The following is an 18,393-nucleotide window of genomic DNA, read 5'->3' as shown; positions in this document are numbered from 1 at the left end:
GAAATCTCTCTAGACTGCTATTAGACTGTCACCATTTGCAGTTTTGGCATGAAAAAATACCCCCGAAAACCCTTATAAATAAGGGATTTCGGGGGTATTTGCCCTAAACCAGAGGGATACTCGCGTACCCCGCAAGTTTTAGAAAGCCTTATTTACCAGCGCAGCAAGACCGGACTTCTTGTTTGCAGCGGTCTTCTTGTGCAGAACACCCTTGGAAACAGCCTTGTCCAGCTTACGGTTCACAAAACGCAGAGCCTCAACAGCTGCTTCCTTGTTCTGTGCCTCAACAGCAGCCTTGACCTTGCGGGTCGCGGTCTTCAGCTCGGACTTTACAATGTTGTTGCGCAGGCGAGCCTTCTCGTTGGTGAGGATACGCTTCTTCTGAGACTTAATGTTAGCCACAATTAAACTTTCTTTTTTGTCTTATTGGTCGGTGAGGGCGACGCTGGCCGATCATCGACTGAGCGGCGTGGGGATGCCTATGGCAACCGGCCAGCAGTGCCCGATGACCATCGGACACTCAACCACACATAATACCAGACGAACAGCCTCCATGACAGAGCATCGCGGAGAGAAAAATACTGTGAAGACCGCTACAGGCAGCCTCCACATCTAACACTGGTCACCCTCAGGCTCCAGGTATAAAGTATCCCGGCATAAAGCACAGGGTGTTAGCCGTTATGGCGAGTCCACGCATGCTCAATCAGGCGGAACGTATCTTGCGGCATCACCGCACCCTCACGGCGCATCGCATCCGGGCGAACACGAATCACGCGGTTCAGCTTCACCTCAGAGGCGCGGCCCTGCGAATCCCACGGACCTGAACCAATATCAAGGTAGTTCGAATCAGCGTGCTCACGGTTATTGTGATCCTTGCTGGTCATCATCAGCGCCAGCAGGTACTCACCGTCACGACCCACCAGAAGCACCGGGCGGTCCTTACCCTGCGAGTGGTCCTCCTCGAAGGGAACCCACGTCCACACGATTTCACCCGGGTCAGCGTCGCCGTCCAGGGAGGGCGAGTACTCAAAGTTGATCATGTCGCGGTAATCGCCCGGGTAATCCGAACCGTCGGATGCGCCGGTCGAAGCCGGTGTGGAAGGCTTAGGTGCCGAGGACTTTGCCGAGGAAGACTTCAAGGCGCTTGGCTTGGGTGCCGAAGAGCCGGAGGTACGAACCTCACCCTGACGAGATTTGCCCTTGTGGGACTCACTCTTTTGGGAGGATTCGGAGCCGCCCTTAGGCGCAGTAGCGTCGTTGAGGGCATCCTCTGCCGCCTTCTGCAGGAAGGGCAGCAGGGCAAAGAAAATTTTCTTCAGAATTTTGAGCATGGGCTCTATTATGCACTACAGACGCGGAGGTCGAGCAATCGCCAAAACAGCCCGCTCCACCGCATACACCGCATCCTGGGACTCGCCCTTCAGTTGGGCGTCCGCATCAGCCAGAAGCTGCACAATATGCGCCAACTGGGCGCCGGTAAAACGGCGGCCGTCACGCTGAGCCTGCTCAACCTGCCACGGTGCCATACCCACCTCACGCGCCAGCTCATTAGCGCTCAAACGCACGTGGTGTACGCGCGCAATATTGCGGATACGCATGGCGAGCGCACCCAGCATCGGAATCGGCTCCGTGCCGGTGGCAAGGGAGTGGCGGAGCAGACGCAGAGCCTCCGGGGCGTTACCGGAAATCGCGGCATCACTGACGCGGAACGCGGTGACTTCGGTGCGGCCGCCGTAGTAGCGGTTCACCGCCTCTTCGGTGATTTCGCCGGGCACATCTGAGAGTAGCTGCTGGCAGGCGGCGGCGAGCTCCGCAGTGTCGGAGGCGGCAGCCGTCAGTAGCGCCAGAGCGCCGCCAGTAATCGGGCGCTGGGCGGTGGCGAACTCTCCCGCCAAGAACTCGCTCTTCTCACGATCAGTCTTGAGCGCCTTGCAGTTAATGAGCACGAACTGGGAGCGCACCAGGTCGATAAGCTTCTTGCCACGGTTACCGCCCGAGTGGTTCAGAACGAGCATGATGTCCGGCTCGGGGGCGTTCAGGTAGGCGAGCGTATCGGTCAAAAAATCGTTGCTCATGGAGGCGACGTTCTCAACCTCAATGATTTTCGCCGAACCGAACAGGGAGGGCGAAGCGTGCAGGATCAGTTCCCCCGCCGTGTAGGTGGCGGCGTTAATCTGAACGCGGTCCACCTCCGGGTGGATGCTGCGGAACAGCTCACGCAGGCGTGCTGCAGCGCGGGAGGCGAAGTACTCCTCCGGGCCGTAGAGCATGACGGCGGGTGCCGGGGTGACGGTACGCCACGCGGTGTCGAGGGCGGGGCCGCCTCGGCGGGCGTAGCCTCGGGAACCACCACGCTGGGTTGAACGCTTACGCTCGGACACGGTTATCACTCGCCTTTATCTGCAGGGTACGGGCTGAACTCGGCCCCGCTGCGCACGGGGGTGCTGCGTGGGTAGAGTCTCGAGTATCCATCATAGCGTTTTCTTCTCAGATGCCTCCTAGCGGTGGTTAGGGGTAGTCGGTTAGGGTTATATGCCCACAGTTAGTCGGTCAGGAACGGGCGGGCTGATTGGGGCGCTGATAGGAGGGCGCGGTTTGCGGTACCACCCGCAAATACTGCCGGTGCGTGACCGCGCGGTAGCGGCATGCATCCACCCACCACAGGGCTATGCTCAACGCCAGCACGCAGAGGGCGCTACACGCCACCGCGGGCACGCCCGAACCGGGCTCCCACGGGTTACCCGGCGCGTGCGCGGCAGTGTGTGCCGCCCACTCGATGCCCCGCGCGGCAAGGCCACCGGCACGCAGGCACAGATCCGCCGCAGTGGGCAGGCCCAGGAGCATGAATCCGAGCGCAACCAGCCCGGCGAGCATACTCAGCGGCGACAAAGGAGCGGCAACCAGATTCGCCGGAACCGAATAGAGCGGCACCTTACCGCTCATCGCCAAAATCAGCGGAGTGCACCACAGGGACGTCACAATCGGCGCGGCGAGCATTTCCGCATAGAAAACCGGCATGACGCGCATGAGCAGACGAATCAGCGGCGGGCCTAGCAGGATCAGCGCGGAGGTTGCCGTCACCGACAGGGCGAACCCCATATCCACGGCGAGGTGCGGGGCGGCAAGCAGACACATCAGCACCGTTGTTTGCAACGCCGCTAAGGACTGGCGACCCGAACCGCGCAACATCGCGTAAGCACCGAGCAGACCCATGGCGAGGGAACGAATCACGGAACCCTCAGAGTCCAGCAGCATGGCGTAGGCGAGCACCGCCGCAACCCCGCACAGCACCATGACGCGGTGCGGAATGGCGAGGGTACTCAGCCGGTACACGAGCGGCGGCAGGGCGTGGGCGTTTGGCGGGGTAGCTTGTTGAAGCTGGGCGGGTCGTTGAGGGTATCCAGGGTGCCGGGGGTACGCGGAGCGGCGAGAATGACCCGTGCCTCTCCCCCGTAACCGCTGTACCCAGGACCGAAGCAGCAGGTATGCGCTGGCGAAGCGGTACGGGTGAATCGCCAACACCAGCCGGTACGCGCCCAGAAATACAATGGCAATATTCGCCCCGGACACCGCCGTAATATGGCTGAGCCCGCTGAGCTTATACTCCTCCCGCGTGGTGGAACTCATCAGAGAATCGTCCCCGTAGGCGGTGCCCAAAACCAGCGCCGCCGATTCCGTGCCAAGGGTATCTAAAGCGCGGATGCGCAGCTGCTCCTTGAGCGTGGACAGGTACGGCTCCTCCACAGTCCGGGCGACAGTGTTCGACCCGGCACCGTAGGCGGGCGCGGGAAAAATAGTCGCGCCGCTCAGCTTCGCCGTGGGGCCGTTAAACTCCACCGTGCCGAGGGCGGTCACCCTCATACCCGGATAAATCGCCTGCGAGCGCGCGGTACCGCTCCCCCGGTACCTAGCCGACGAACTCACCTCTGCGCTCGTCGCCGAACTTGCCTCCAGACGCTGCGCGGTGTTCTTTGCCGAACCATCACGCCGATACACACGCACCCGCTCATTCACCAGCGCACGCACGCTCCGCCCCTGAATGTCCTCCAGCTTAATAACCACCAGAGTAGTGCGTGGATCCACGCGGCGAACCTGCTCCACCGTGCCATTCAGACGAAGCGATGCCCCCTGCGCCTGCTGCAACGTGGCGCGGGATGCATCTACCCCCGTAGCGCACAAAAGCACTGCTTGAACAGTCACAATACACGCCAGAAAAACCAGCTGACCGGTCGTGCGAAAGAGCAAGCTGTAGGGCATCACCGCACGCGGCGGAAAGAAAAGCAGAATCGCCAGGCAACCCAGCAGGGCAATGAGCACACACGCTAGCGGATGCACCACCCGCCACGTGCCTACGGTCAGCGCCAGCGCGGTAAAAGCCCACAGTGCTACCACCGTAAAACTCAGGCGAAAGTCCAGGTGAATGAGGCTTCCCTGGGCGCGTAGCTCCTGTTCGTCACGGCGGGTACGCCACCGTTCAGCGCCGATGCTCCAGCGGTAGCGGGCACGGTCATACGTAGTAGCTGCGGACCGGGTGAGGCGCAAGGATCCGGGAAATAGTACCCGCTCCCCTGCCTGCTGGCGGTTCTGGCAACGCTTCTGCTGGCGGTACATTAGACCGTCACCAGCGGGCGCAGATTCTCCAGCATCGACGGACCAATGCCGGGCACCGCGTCCAGCTCATCCACGCTACGGAAACCACCGTGTGCCTCACGCCAGGCAATAATGCGCTGAGCCATCGCCGGACCAATACGCGGCAGGGTCTGCAGCTCCTCAGCGGTGGCGGTGTTAATGTTCACCGGGGTCGAGCCTTTCTGTGCGCTCCCCGAAGCGGTCAGCGTGCGTGCAGACTGGGGCTGAGAACCACCCTGAGATGCACCATTCGCCGCGTTACCCTGACCTGCATTCGCTGTGCCGCCATTGGGCTGAATCTGCGCTGGAGCAGCCGTCTCACCACGATGCGGCACATAAATCTGCACCCCATCACTCAACGCACCGGCAAGGTTCACGCGATCCAGATCAGCATCCGCGGCGGCACCGGAGGCGGCGGCAATCGCATCCACGGAACGACCCTGAGCGGGCAGTGTGTATACGCCGGGGTTGTTCACGGCACCCGCGACGTGCACCCGCACGGTAGCCTCACCGGAGGCGCCGCCCTGAGCGGATTCACTCGGGTTAGCGCCCGGCTGGGCGGTGGACTGGGCACCGGGTTGAGTTCCGGGGCTCTGCTGGGCACCCACCGCATGCGCCGACTCGGCGGTAGCACTCGGGGAGGCAAGCTGCTCGGCACGCGGCGCCGCTGAAAACTGGGTCACAGCCCACACCACGGCAACCAACGCCAACACTGCCACTAGAAGCAGTACGCGTGGCGACAAGCCCCAACGGGTACTGCGGGTGGTGCCGGGCTGATCAGCCTGCTCCCACTCCGCCCAGTCGTCCACCTCGTTCCAATCGGGCTGCTGATTCCAGTCAGCCCAGCCATTCGACTCCGGGCCGGATGCCGCGGGCTCGGCAGGTGTTTCTTCGGCAGGTACCTCCGCCGGTGTTACCTCAGCGGCAATAGCCAGCGGCACGGTGTCCTCGGCATCCGGTGCACCGTTCTTACGGGCGCGCGGGCTGCGGTAGAGGCTGTTCATCAGGGATCGGGCGCTACGCTGTGTGCCGCCCTGCTGGGCTGCACTATCCTGCACAGTGTTCTGTGCCGCATTCTGGTCGGGGTTGGGGGTCATGCTCGTCATACCCCTACCCTAGGCTCACGCGCGCGAACGCACGAGGGCATGCAAAGAACCTGTGGATAACTCCCCTCGCACAACGCGAAAAGAGCCATCCACAGGCTCATTTTTGAAAAATATGCGGTTTTTGTTCAAAAACAGCGGGTTATGGTTTGTCACAAAAACCGTCACACACACCTCAGCCACACGAGCTTCCCGCACCGTTTAAGACCAGGATCTAGCCCTCGCTTAGTCCTCGCGCGGAAGCTCAGTACCCGGAACACCCAGCTCCGAAGCACGCTTATCAGCCATCACCAGCAGGCGACGAATACGGCCCGCAATCGCGTCCTTCGTCATCGGCGGATCAGCCAGACGACCCAGCTCATCCAATGAGGCGTGCTTATGCAGCACACGCAGCTCACCGGCATAGCGCAGATGATCCGGCACCTCATGACCCAGAATCAGCAGGGCACGCTCCACGCGGGCGCTCGCTGCAACAGCCGCCTGAGCGCTACGGCGCAGGTTCGCATCATCAAAATTCGCCAAACGGTTAGCGGTCGCACGAACCTCCTTGCGGGTGCGCGCCTCACGCCACGTGGTCAGAGTACCGGTCGCGCCCATACGCTCCAGCAGCTGCGAAATGGTCTCGCCGTCACGCACCACCACACGGTCGGTGCCGCGTACCTCGCGTGCCTTCGCAATAATATCCAGGCGACGAGCCGCACCCACCAGCGCAAGCGCCGCCTCCGGGCCGGGGCAGGTAATCTCAAGGGAGGAAGAACGACCCGGCTCAGTCAGCGAACCATGCGCCAAGAACGCACCGCGCATAACCGCCTCAGCATCCTGCAACGAGCCGTTCACCACAGCCGGCGGCAGGCCACGTACCGGGCGGCCACGCAAATCCAGCAGACCGGTCTGGCGAGCCAGCGCCTCTCCGCCGTGATCCACACGCACAATGTAGCGGCCGCCTCGACGCAGACCACCACCGCTGACGCCGGTCAGCTCAGAGTCATGGCCGTAAATCTCCGCAATGGTGCGGCGCATGCGGTGGGCTGTTGCCTCGTGGTCGACCTCAGACTCCACCACGATTCGCCCTGAGACAATGTGCAGGCCTCCGGTAAAACGCAGAATCGTAGAGATTTCTGCCTTACGAGCAGAGACTTTCGTTGCCTCGTAGTTGGCGAGTTCGTCCTTGACGAGCGTGGTTAATGCCATAAACAGATCCTTCTGGGCGTAGTGTCTAAGTCTAAAAAATCAGGAGAAGGGCGCACCAAAATAGCCAGCTCAAGCAGTACACCTGAGCTGCACATCCAAGCCAGTCAATCTAAGAGCTCAGCTCAAACGCTTCGTTATACGCAGCCGCAAGCTTGAGCGGGTCGTGCACGTTCGGCTGGGAGCTCGAACGCAGATGCGCCCACACAACCTTCGCACCCATCGCAGAAGCCTCACGCTCCAGCTCGGACTGGTGATTAGCCTGCATGTCAGCGTCAGCAATCACCGCGTCCAGGTGAAGCTTCGGGGCGTACTGGCGCAACAATTCCAGATGCGTTGCCGGGGTAAAGCCGACCGTCTCCCTATCGTCGGAGAGGTTCATAACCACGCAACGGCGTGCCTCCGTGCGGATAATCGCCTCACGCTGAGCGTCCAGCAGCAGATGCGGCAGAACCGACGTACGCCACGAACCCGGACCCAAAACAATCCAGTCGGATTCTTCAATAGCGGAGAGTGCCTCTGGGCAGGGGCGAGCATTCTCCGGGGTCAGACCAATATCGTGAACGCGTTCCTCCTTCGAGAGGTTCACCTGGCCGACCACCTTCACACGCTCGATACCGCCACCGTTATACTCACGCAACACGGTCCCGTAAATGATCATCGGATCCAGCGCCATCGGCAGCACGCGGCCGCGCGCATTCAGTAGAGCACCCGCCCAGTCCAGACCGGCGACCGGGTCATCCAACAGTTGCCAGAGAGTAGCAATCAGCAGGTTACCGAGAGCATGGTAATCCAGCGGGAACTCATCCTCATAACCCTCCGGCGCGCTAAAACGATGCTGCATCACATCACGCCACGTGCGACCCCAATCGGTGTCATCACACAGCGCAGAAAGCGCCATACGCAAGTCCCCGGGAGGGAGAATACCCATCTCCTCACGCAAACGACCCGACGAGCCGCCATCGTCAGCAACCGTCACAACGGCCGTTAAATCAGGCGTGACGTGGCGAAGCGCAGAAAGGGAACCGTACAGTCCGTGGCCTCCGCCCATCGCAGTGACCTTAGGCGAACGGTGCGTGGTCTTCAACAGGCGCAGAGCCTGAGTCGGCAGAGTCGGCAGGCGCGGAATACCCTGAGTGTCATAACTGGTCGAATGGGTGGACATAGTAATACCTCATATACCCGGAAGGAATGGTATGCCGGCCCCACGGGTGCGGGGCCGGACGGCGGCTAATGAATTACGACGCGGTGGTTGGGACGCGCCGTGCGGAACTTACTCGCGGCCCTTGTCACGGTGCTGAACATTCACGTTCAGCTCACCGAAAGCAGAGAGACGACGAGCCAGTTCTTCCGTCACAGCCACGGAACGATGCTTACCACCGGTGCAACCAATTGCGATGGTGGCGTAGTACTTACCCTCACGGCGGTAGCCCTCAAGTACGGGGCGAAGAGCCGCAAGATAGTTGCTGATGAACTCCTCGGTACCGGCGTGCTCCAGCACGTAGTCGCGCACCGGGGCGTCCTGACCAGTCAGGGGGCGCAGCTCCGGAACCCAGTGCGGGTTCGGGATGAAACGCATATCAGCCATGTAGTTAGCATCCGAAGGCGCACCGTACTTGAAGCCGAAGCTCATCACGGTCAGGTTCAGCTTCTTATCTGCACCCTCAGCAAACATTTCACGCACAGTACGAGCCAGCTCGTGAACGTTCATGCCGGTGGTGTCAATAGTACGGTCAGATGCAAGACGCAGACCCTCAAAGAGCGTGCGCTCAGCACGGATGCCGTCGAGGACGCGACCCTCACCCTGCAACGGGTGCGGGCGGCGCTGAGCCTCATAACGGGCAATAATGGTCTCGTCCTTGGCATCAAGGAAGAGCATGGAGAAATCAATATCTGACTTGCGCAAAGTCTCAATTGCAGCGGGCAAATCAGAGAACAAGGCGCGGGCGCGAACGTCAATACCGAGCGCCACCTTTGGCACTCGTGCACCGTCGCGGGTCACCAGTTCAGCCAGGGAACCGAGCATCTGCGGGGGGATGTTATCAATGACGTACCAGCCCTCATCCTCCAGTACATTTGCGACAGTGCTACGGCCTGCACCAGAAATACCAGTAATGACCAGAATCTGAGGACGTTCCTCGCTCTGGACGGGCTGTACCGTAGTGGGCTTGCTCTGATTCTCGGACATGGTTCTTCGTCCCCTTCAACGCGAAATTGTCTCTATGCTATGATACTAGACCTTTATCTGACGGTTCGGGGGTACGGTCAGAAATTTCACCAGTATGACAGAAATATGAGGCGCTCTCCCGACAGAACCCCAGAAGAAAGAAACCCGCATCACAAGTGCTTGCGCATAATGCTCTACAAGGGGGTCTGCAGAAAGAGACGGGTAGCAGAGTCAAAGGGTACAGCGGAGCCACGGAGGGTACAGCAAAGCCCGCACTATACCTCCCACAGGGGGCACCGCACGGGCTCCACACTATAAACGCTGCGAAACTTTACGCGGATGCGCAGGTCGCCTCAGGCAGAAAGCTCAGGTAGGAAAGCTGCCACATGCTCCACTATACGCACCGACAGTTCCTTCTTCGAACCGGAGAACACCGGCGCCTCATCATTCAGAGTCGACAGCAGCGTAATCGCATTATCGTCCGTGCCGAAACCACGATTCACACCCACTGTATTAACCGCCAAGAAGTCCGTACCCTTACGCTGTAGCTTCTCACGACCCAGCTCCAACGGAGTCTTCTCCGCCGAACCGGTCTCCGCTGCAAAACCAACAATGAGCTTCGGACCGGGGGTGCTCTCCCCCGCCTCACGAGCCTGCTGGCGGCGAACCACGACCTCACGCAAAATATCCGGGTTACGCACCAACTGAATCACCGGCGCATCCTCAGAATCGGCGCTCTTCTTAATTTTGAACTCGGCAAACTCGGCGGGCCTAAAATCAGCCACCGCCGCAGACATGATCAGCACATCCGCCGCCGCGCTCGCCTCAAGGGTCGCCTCACGCAGCTCCAAGGCACTCACCACGCGGGTCACCTGTACACTTTCGGGTGCGGGAACCTCAAGGTTCGCGCCAATCAGGTGCACGGTCGCGCCCAGGTCGCGTGCCGCCTCCGCCAGGGCTACGCCCTGCTTACCAGTCGAACGGTTGCCGAGGAAGCGTACCGGGTCCAGCGCCTCACGGGTGCCGCCGGCGGTAATGACCACGAGGCGACCTGCCAGAGGACCATGCAGCGATTCAGATGCGCCAGTTGCCTGACCCAGCAGCACCGAAGTCAGGGTCGCCGCACGTGCCGCCGCCATACGCTCCTGCTCCGTACCCGTGTACAGGGGCTCAGTCGGCGCGTAACCGGGCATGTACACCGGGTGCACCCGACCCTTCGGGAAGCGAGCAATCACATCCAGCGCGACTGCGAAAATATCCTCCGGCTCAGGCATACGACCGGGACCAGAATCCGGGCCCGTCAAACGCCCAATCGCAGGCTCAATCACGTGATAACCCCACGAACGCAGAGTCTGTACATTTGCCTGAGTCGCCGGATGCTCCCACATCTGGGTATGCATCGCGGGTGCCAAAATCACCGGGGCGTGCGTGGTCAACACCGTAGAGGACAGCAAATCATCCGCACGACCAGCCGCCAAACGAGCCAGCAAATCAGCGGTCGCCGGGGCAATCACCACAGCGTCAGCCTGTTCAGCCTGACGGACGTGGTTCACCTCCGGCACACGGTCAAACACGTCCGTTGAGACGGGGTTGCCGCTCAGCGCCTCCAGAGTCGGAACACCCACGAACTTCGTCGCGTTCGGGGTGGGCATGGCGATAACTTCGTCGCCATTCTTCACAAAAAGACGAAGGAGCATCGCCGCCTTATACGCAGCAATGCCCCCTCCAATACCAACGATAATGCGCATGGTACGTTATAGAATCCTTATAAAAAGCAGATTACTCAGCGGACTCGTCGAGGATAACCTCTTCGATGGCAATAACCTCTTCGCTACCTGCGGGGATGTACTCCTCCTCGATAGCGCCGGAGAACTCAGCCGCGCTGAAATCAATCACAGCGGACAGATCCTCGGGAACGGGGTAGCCGTCCTCGTCAAACTTTGCGTCCGGGTGGTGCTCCGACACAACACGGTCAGCAATGATTTCACGCATTGCCACCGACAGGGACTTCTCGTTCGACTCAGCGTCAACCAGCGGGCCAACGTGCGCAGCAGTATTGTCCTGCAGGTTAGCGTAGTACGCGTTAATCTGGCGTGCACGGCGGGCACCGAAAATCACCAGGCCGTACTTGGACTCCGCCTTCTCAATCAGCGCGTCAGCGCTGGGGCTCACGATGCCCTCGGGAGCGACACCGTCAACGAAGTTGTAGTCCTCGTGTTCCTTGATTTCGTTTGCCACTAAAAACTCCAAATAGCTTGATGGAATGTACGTACCGAACGTCCCCACATACCGTTCGCGCCATGGCGCAAACCGGGCATACTGAGGGCACGGTCAAAACTAAAGAACTATTCTACCCTCTCAACGGCTAAAACGCACGTACCAGCCCATACAAAAAGGTGGGGGCCCGAAGAAAACTCTTCGAAACCCCCACCCTTCACAACATCTCACGGCGGAACTACAGGTCGGAAGAAATTCTAGCCCCATCGCAAACGCAAAACATGCAGATTAGGCAGCGCCAATCAACTCAGCAATCTCCTTCGCTGCACGCTCGACAGTGTCGTTGACAACCGTGATATCAAATTCCTTCTCGGCAGCCAGCTCAACCTTCGCAGTTTCAAGGCGACGAGCCTGCTCCTGCTCACTCTCGGTACCTCGACCCACCAGACGTGATACCAGCTCATCCCAGCTCGGAGGAGCCAAGAAAATCAGGCGGGCGTCAGGCATGGCCTCGCGGATCTGGCGAGCACCCTGCAGGTCAATCTCAAGAATCACCGGGTGGCCAGCGTCCAGGGCCTCCTGGACCTTAGCGCGCGGAGTACCGTACTTGTTCTTACCGTGCACCACAGCGTACTCAAGCATCTGACCGTCAGCAATCATCTGGTCAAACTCTTCCATCGAAACGAAATAGTAGTGAGTACCGTCAACCTCACCGGGTCGAGGATCACGAGTAGTAGCGGAAACAGAGAACCACACGTTCGGATAGTTCTCACGAATGTACTGGCACACCGTACCCTTGCCAACAGCAGTGGGGCCAGCCAGTACGGTGAGAGTCGGCTGAAACATAGCTTCCTTACTGCACCTTCATCGGCTGAAGGCACGAGGTATTAGGACTGAGAAGACTCGGAAGACTTACCAGCAGTCTTACGACGTGCGCGGTTCAAATACCGCGAATTACGGTTGAAGTACTCCACCATCTTGCGACGCTGGTGTACACCCAGGCCGCCAAGGCGGCGAGTCGGTGCAATATGAAGTTCTTCAATGATACGTTCAGCTCGAATGGCACCAATGCCCGGAAGTGCGCGTAACATTTGCCCCACCGGCATTTTAGCCAGCGCAGGGTCGGAATCGACCATATCGAGTACCTGACGCACAGAAAGTTCACGTTCACTCAGTGCACGCTTAATTTCCTGGCGGTGTGCTCGGGCAAGTACTGCCTTCTCGCGGGCGGAGGCGCGCGCATCCTCAGTTAGCGGAGTCAGCGGCATGGTTGGATCCCCCATTTCTGCGAGTTATAGAATTTTACCTATCAACTAATATAACACGGATAGCGTGAGAACCCTCATTCCATCCGCGGCACTCACACTCGCACCAACAATGCGTCTACGCACGTCAGCACGTAAATATCGGGGAGTACCCCTATAGCATAGCGGAGTATTCGCTCTATCAAAAGCGGAGCCACGCACACACCTCATAGAGCAGGCGTACTCCCCCACTACAGAGGTGAGCAAACTCGCATTGGCGCGAGTATGTAGCGGCAAAATATGCATCAGGATGTACAAAAAATGCGATAGAACAGCCACAATTGTAGTGCTATCGGCCCAAACCACCGGCAAGAAAAATGGGCACACAAAAGGGGCGCACACCCCGAACAGACCCTCAACAGAATCCACCCGGAGCACACGCCCCTCTCACACAACACGCAAACTATGCGCCGCGAGCCGCCAACAGGTCATTACGAGCCGCCTGCGCAGCCTGCGCCAAGCCCTCAACTGACGGGCCAGCAGCCAGCACGCCACGGCTGGAATTTACCAGCACCTGCGACTCAACGCCAGCAAACACGCGGTACAGATCAGCTGCCGAAGCACCCTGCGCACCATAACCAGGCGACAGAATCGGGCCGTTGAACACGCTCAGGTCAATACCCAAATCAACCAGCGCCTGACCAACAGTCGCACCAACGACCAGACCGCACGGGCCCATCTGCTCCCATTGGCGGGAAGCATTCTCAGCGGTAGCCGCAGCGATAATACGCTTAGCCACAGCGCCCTCAGACTCCGATGCGCCCACGTGCTGAACGCTCTTACCCTCAGGGTTCGAGGTCAGCGCCAGCACAAAAGTGCCGCGATCATTCTCATCAGCCAAATCCAGTGCCGGACGCAGCGACTCAAAACCCAGATACGGGCTCAAAGTCACCGAATCGGTACCCAGCGGCGACGAGGAGCCGAGCCACGCATCCGCGTACGCCTTCATGGTCGAACCGATATCGCCACGCTTAGCGTCAGCAACAATCAGCACACCATCAGCGGCAGCGCGGGCAAATAGTGCCTCCAGCACAGCAAGGCCAGCCGAACCGTGACGCTCAAACAGCGCCACCTGAGGCTTCAACGTCGCCGCAAACGGGGCGCAACCCTCATAGACTGCCTCAGTAAAAGCAGCCAGGCCGGCAGCGGAATCCTCAAGACCCCACTGCTCCAACAGGTTCGGATGCGGGTCAATACCCACACACAGCGGGCCGCGCTCCGCCATCGCCTTCGCCAGACGATCACCAAAAGCAGCGGACATTACTCCTCGCCACCCTCGGAACGAGCATCCACAGCAGCAGCCAGCTGAACGCCGTGCTCCTGCAGGCTCATGATGTCCCAGCTGTGTTCACGCAGAGCAGTAATCGCCTGAACAGCCGCAGCGAACTCAGAAATGGTGGTCATAACCGGGCAGCCCACCGAAACCGCAGCGGCACGAATCTCGTAACCATCGCTACGAGCAGCACCACCGGCAGGGGTGTTTAGAATCAGGTCAATATCACCATTGCGGACCATGTCCACAATCGAGTGGTCGCCATTCGCCTCAGCGAACTTCGAAGCCACCAGAATCGAGTTCAGGCCGTTACGACGCAGAATCTCAGCAGTACCACCGGTCGAAACAATCTCAAAGCCCAGCGACTCCAGCATCTTCGCGTAAATAATGACATTACGCTTATCGTGGTTAGCCACCGAAATGAACACCTTACCGGAGGTCGGCAGCGGCGAACCAGCACCAGCCTGAGCCTTCGCGAACGCGGTGTCATAGTGCTTATCCAGACCCATGACCTCACCAGTCGAACGCATCTCCGGGCTCAGCAGCGAATCCACCACAACACCCTCGGGAGTGCGGAAACGAGCGAACGGCAGAACCGCAGCCTTCACAGCAATCGCGGTTTCCTCAGGCAGGGACGCACCATCCATGTTCGACGGCAGGTAGCCCTCAGCCTTCAGTTCCGCAATGCTCTTGCCCAGACCAATCAGCACAGCAGCCTTAGCCATCTGCACGCCGGTAGCCTTCGACACGAACGGAACAGTACGAGACGCACGCGGGTTCGCCTCAATCACGTACAGGTTCTCAGACACGTACGCGAACTGAATGTTAATCAGGCCGCGCACACCGGTACCGCGAGCAATCTTCTCGGTAGCGTCCTTCACCTTCGCGATGATGTCCGGGCCGAGAGTAATCGGAGGCAGAGTACAGGAGGAGTCACCCGAGTGAATACCAGCTTCCTCAATGTGCTCCATGACGCCGCCCAGGTACAGCTCCTCGCCGTCGAACAGGGCGTCAACGTCAATCTCGATAGCGTCCTCAAGGAACTTATCAATCAGAGCAGGCTGCGAAGGCGAAACCTCGGTAGCGTTCTCCAGGTAGCGTGCCAGGTTCGCCTCATCATAGACGATCTCCATGCCACGGCCGCCCAGCACGTACGAAGGACGAACCAGAACCGGGTAACCAATCTCGTCAGCGATACGCTTAGCACCCTCGAAAGTGAACGCGGTACCGTTCTTGGGCGAAATCAGGCCGCCCTCCTCCAGCACGCGGGAGAACTCGCCGCGGTCCTCAGCCAGGTCAATAGCCTCGGGGGTGGTGCCCAGAATCGGCACACCCGCATCCTTCAGTGCACGAGCCAGCTTCAGCGGAGTCTGACCGCCCAGCTGAACGAACACGCCCATTAGACCGCCGGTACGACGCTCCGACTCAACAATCTCAAGTACATCCTCAAGGGTCAGCGGCTCAAAGTACAGGCGAGTCGAAATATCGTAGTCAGTTGAAACAGTCTCAGGGTTGCAGTTGACCATGACGGTCTCGTAGCCGAGCGAACGCAACACCAGCGAAGCGTGCACACAGGAGTAATCGAACTCAATACCCTGACCGATACGGTTCGGGCCCGAACCCAGAATCATAATCGAGGGCTTCTCGTGGTGCGTAACCTCATCCTCCAGGTCGTAGGAGGAGTAGTGGTACGGAGTGAATGCCTCAAACTCGGCAGCACAGGTGTCAACAGTCTTGAAGACCGGGCGGATACCCAGAGCGTGGCGCACACCGCGCACAACATCCTCAGAAGAGCCGATAATCTCAGCAATCTGAGCATCCGAGAAACCGTGGCGCTTAGCCAGCTTCAAGGTCTCCGGATCAAGGTGGTCACGCTTAGCGTGAACCACACCGGCAACCTCATTCAGCAGCACCAGCTGATCCAGGAACCACGGGTCAATCTTAGTAGCCTCGTGCAGCTGCTCCACGGTAGCGCCAGCCAGCAGAGCCTGCTGAACCTGGTAGATACGCTGAGTGGTAGGAATCTTCGTCTTCTCAATCAGCTCGGCCAGCTCAGCCTCAGACAGGGTCAGCGGCTTGAATGAGAAGGACGCGCCCTTCTGCTCCAGCGAACGCATCGCCTTCTGCAGAGCCTCAGTGAAGTTACGGCCCAGGGCCATAGCCTCGCCAACGCTCTTCATGGTGGTGGTCAGGGTCGGGTCAGCAGCCGGGAACTTCTCAAATGCGAAGCGCGGAACCTTCACGACCACGTAGTCGAGGGTCGGCTCGAAGGATGCCGGGGTCTTCTGGGTGATATCGTTCGGAATCTCATCCAGGGTGTAGCCCAGGGACAGCTTGGTCGCAATCTTCGCAATCGGGAAGCCGGTAGCCTTCGACGCGAGCGCCGAGGAACGAGACACTCGCGGGTTCATCTCAATGACGATGATGCGGCCGGTCTTCGGGTCAATCGCGAACTGGATGTTACAACCACCGGTGTCCACGCCAACCTCACGAATCACGTTGATTGCGATATCGCGCAGCTTCTGGAACTCGCGGTCGGTCAGGGTCAGTGCGGGTGCCACGGTGATGGAGTCACCGGTGTGCACGCCCACGGGGTCGAAGTTTTCGATGGAGCAGACGACCACGACGTTGTCGTTGGTGTCACGCATCATCTCCAGCTCGTATTCCTTCCAGCCGAGGATGGACTCCTCCAGCAGGACCTCGCTGGTGGGCGAGTACTGAATACCGGCACCGGCAATACGGTAGAGGTCTTCCTCGTTGTACGCCATACCCGAGCCGAGACCACCCATGGTGAAGGAGGGGCGGACCACCATCGGGTAGCCCAGTTCCTTAGCGACTTCCAACGCCTCCGGCATGGAGTGAACGATCACCGAGCGTGCAGACTCGCCGCCGGCGCGTTCCACCACGCCCTTGAATGCTTCACGGTCCTCACCGAGGTTAATCGCCTCAATGTTCGCGCCGATGAGCTCAACATTGTACTTGGCGAGCACGCCGCGCTCATCCAGGGAGATTGCCGCGTTCAGTGCGGTCTGACCACCCAGGGTCGGCAGGATTGCGTCCGGTTTTTCCTTAGCGATGATCTTCTCAATCACCTCGGGGGTGATGGGTTCAATGTAGGTGGCGTCCGCGAACTCGGGGTCGGTCATGATGGTTGCCGGGTTCGAGTTAACGAGGATGACGCGTACGCCCTCCTCCTTCAGCACGCGCAGTGCCTGAGTGCCGGAGTAGTCGAATTCCGCTGCCTGACCGATGACGATGGGGCCGGAACCGATGACGAGGACGCTATTAAGGTCAGTACGACGAGGCATTTATGCTTCCTTTGCAGTCTTGGTTGCGACCATCAGGTCGATGAAACGGTCAAAGAGGTAGGCGGAATCGTGCGGGCCAGCAGCAGCCTCGGGGTGGTACTGCACGGAGAAGGCGGGGATATCCTTACAGGTCAGGCCCTCAACCACGTTGTCGTTCAGACCCACGTGGGAGACCATGACCTGACCGAATTCGGCGTTCGGTGCGGTCACGTAGTCGCCGATCGGCGCGTCCACAGCGAAGCCGTGGTTCTGCGCGGTGATTTCAACCTTGCCGGTGGTTTTATCCATGACCGGCTGGTTGATGCCGCGGTGACCGAAGGGCAGCTTGTAGGTGCCGAAGCCCAGCGCACGGCCCAGCAGCTGGTTACCGAAGCAGATACCGAAGAACGGGGTGCCCTTACGCAGCACGCCCTGCAGCAGCTCAACCTGCTCGTCAGCGGTTGCCGGGTCACCGGGGCCGTTGGAGAAGAACACTCCGTCGGGGTTGTGGGAGTAGATGTCCTCGAGGGTTGCGCTTGCGGGCAGCACGTGCACGCGCACGCCACGCTCAGCAAAACGCTGTGGGGTCATCGACTTAATGCCCAGGTCCAGGGCTACGACGGTTGCAACCGGGGGCGCGAACCAGTTGAACTGGTGCGGCTCAACGGTGTAGGCGGTATCAACCGAAACGGAGTCAGCGAGCTTACGGCCGGCCATCGGTTCGGAGGCGCGCACCTCCTCCAGCAGTTCAGCTTCAGAGCGTTCTGCGTACTCACCGGAGAACACACCAGCACGCATCGAACCGCTCGAACGCAGACGGCGGGTCAGAGCGCGAGTGTCAATGCCCTGAATACCGATGATGCCCTGCTCGATGAGCTCTTCGTCGAGGGTGCGCTCAGAACGCCAGTTGGATGCCACACGTGCGGCATCGCGAACCACGTAGCCAGCAACCCAAATCTTGCGGGATTCAGCGTCGGTGGTGTTCACGCCGGTGTTGCCAATATGCGGAGCGGTCTGAACCACAATCTGACCCGCGTAGGAGGGGTCGGTCAGGGTTTCCTGGTAGCCGGTCATGCCGGTCGAGAAAACCGCCTCGCCCAGGGACGCGCCGGTTGCGCCGTAGCCATAGCCGCGGTAGACGGTGCCGTCCTCCAGGACGAGCAGCGCGCGGTCCGTACGCAGGGCGCCGGATCGTGTCATGTCAGTCATGCTCTTCTTCCTTTTC

Annotated in this window: 15 protein-coding genes; all 15 read right to left on the bottom strand. The window is 59.9% G+C overall.

Annotated elements, in window-relative coordinates; genetic code table 11:
- Positions 1 to 138 precede the first annotated feature (138 nt).
- Complete coding sequence (rpsT, locus tag QFX07_RS04295) at positions 139 to 402, bottom strand: 30S ribosomal protein S20 (RefSeq protein WP_049349792.1); 264 nt, start codon at positions 400 to 402, stop codon at positions 139 to 141.
- A 269-nt stretch (positions 403 to 671) separates the two neighbouring features.
- A complete protein-coding gene (locus QFX07_RS04290; RefSeq protein ID WP_279754077.1) occupies positions 672 to 1,331 on the bottom strand; it encodes a type II toxin-antitoxin system PemK/MazF family toxin in 660 nt (219 codons plus the stop codon).
- A 15-nt stretch (positions 1,332 to 1,346) separates the two neighbouring features.
- Entirely contained in the window at positions 1,347 to 2,381 is a 1,035-nt protein-coding gene (holA, locus tag QFX07_RS04285) for a DNA polymerase III subunit delta (protein ID WP_279754078.1), read from the bottom strand.
- A 169-nt stretch (positions 2,382 to 2,550) separates the two neighbouring features.
- A complete protein-coding gene (locus QFX07_RS04280) occupies positions 2,551 to 4,611 on the bottom strand; it encodes a ComEC/Rec2 family competence protein (RefSeq protein WP_279754079.1) in 2,061 nt (686 codons plus the stop codon).
- Positions 4,611 to 5,735 (bottom strand): ComEA family DNA-binding protein, encoded by a 1,125-nt coding sequence (locus QFX07_RS04275; RefSeq protein ID WP_279754080.1) that lies wholly within the window; start codon positions 5,733 to 5,735, stop codon positions 4,611 to 4,613. Before QFX07_RS04275 ends, QFX07_RS04280 begins: the two co-directional genes overlap by 1 nt.
- A gap of 222 nt (positions 5,736 to 5,957) precedes the next feature.
- Entirely contained in the window at positions 5,958 to 6,923 is a 966-nt protein-coding gene (gene whiA, locus QFX07_RS04270) for a DNA-binding protein WhiA (RefSeq protein ID WP_279739972.1), read from the bottom strand.
- A 109-nt stretch (positions 6,924 to 7,032) separates the two neighbouring features.
- The gene (locus tag QFX07_RS04265; RefSeq protein ID WP_279739973.1) at positions 7,033 to 8,085 is read right to left on the bottom strand and encodes a gluconeogenesis factor YvcK family protein; all 1,053 of its coding nucleotides are present in this window, start codon (positions 8,083 to 8,085) and stop codon (positions 7,033 to 7,035) included.
- A 108-nt stretch (positions 8,086 to 8,193) separates the two neighbouring features.
- On the bottom strand, positions 8,194 to 9,108 hold the full coding sequence (gene rapZ / locus QFX07_RS04260; RefSeq protein WP_279739975.1) for an RNase adapter RapZ: 915 nt from the start codon (positions 9,106 to 9,108) through the stop codon (positions 8,194 to 8,196).
- Between the two features lie 332 nt (positions 9,109 to 9,440).
- Positions 9,441 to 10,835 carry a bifunctional phosphopantothenoylcysteine decarboxylase/phosphopantothenate synthase gene (locus tag QFX07_RS04255; RefSeq protein WP_279754081.1) on the bottom strand — a complete coding sequence of 465 codons (1,395 nt, stop codon included), beginning with the start codon at positions 10,833 to 10,835 and terminating at the stop codon, positions 9,441 to 9,443.
- Between the two features lie 31 nt (positions 10,836 to 10,866).
- Positions 10,867 to 11,325: a DNA-directed RNA polymerase subunit omega gene (gene rpoZ, locus QFX07_RS04250; RefSeq protein WP_279739979.1), complete on the bottom strand. Its 459-nt coding sequence runs from the start codon at positions 11,323 to 11,325 to the stop codon at positions 10,867 to 10,869.
- 267 nt (positions 11,326 to 11,592) lie between these two features.
- On the bottom strand, positions 11,593 to 12,150 hold the full coding sequence (gmk, locus tag QFX07_RS04245; RefSeq protein WP_279739981.1) for a guanylate kinase: 558 nt from the start codon (positions 12,148 to 12,150) through the stop codon (positions 11,593 to 11,595).
- A 41-nt stretch (positions 12,151 to 12,191) separates the two neighbouring features.
- Entirely contained in the window at positions 12,192 to 12,587 is a 396-nt protein-coding gene (gene mihF, locus QFX07_RS04240; protein ID WP_279754082.1) for an integration host factor, actinobacterial type, read from the bottom strand.
- Between the two features lie 424 nt (positions 12,588 to 13,011).
- Complete coding sequence (gene pyrF / locus QFX07_RS04235) at positions 13,012 to 13,869, bottom strand: orotidine-5'-phosphate decarboxylase (RefSeq protein ID WP_279754083.1); 858 nt, start codon at positions 13,867 to 13,869, stop codon at positions 13,012 to 13,014.
- The gene (carB, locus tag QFX07_RS04230; protein ID WP_279754084.1) at positions 13,869 to 17,189 is read right to left on the bottom strand and encodes a carbamoyl-phosphate synthase large subunit; all 3,321 of its coding nucleotides are present in this window, start codon (positions 17,187 to 17,189) and stop codon (positions 13,869 to 13,871) included. Before carB ends, pyrF begins: the two co-directional genes overlap by 1 nt.
- Entirely contained in the window at positions 17,190 to 18,377 is a 1,188-nt protein-coding gene (gene carA, locus QFX07_RS04225) for a glutamine-hydrolyzing carbamoyl-phosphate synthase small subunit (protein ID WP_279754085.1), read from the bottom strand. It lies immediately after the preceding gene.
- Positions 18,378 to 18,393 lie beyond the last annotated feature (16 nt).

This window comes from Rothia similimucilaginosa (genome assembly GCF_029850985.2).
Classification (GTDB): domain Bacteria; phylum Actinomycetota; class Actinomycetes; order Actinomycetales; family Micrococcaceae; genus Rothia.
The sequence above is the reverse complement of the archived record's forward strand: the minus strand, read 5'-3'. Positions and strand labels throughout refer to the sequence as shown.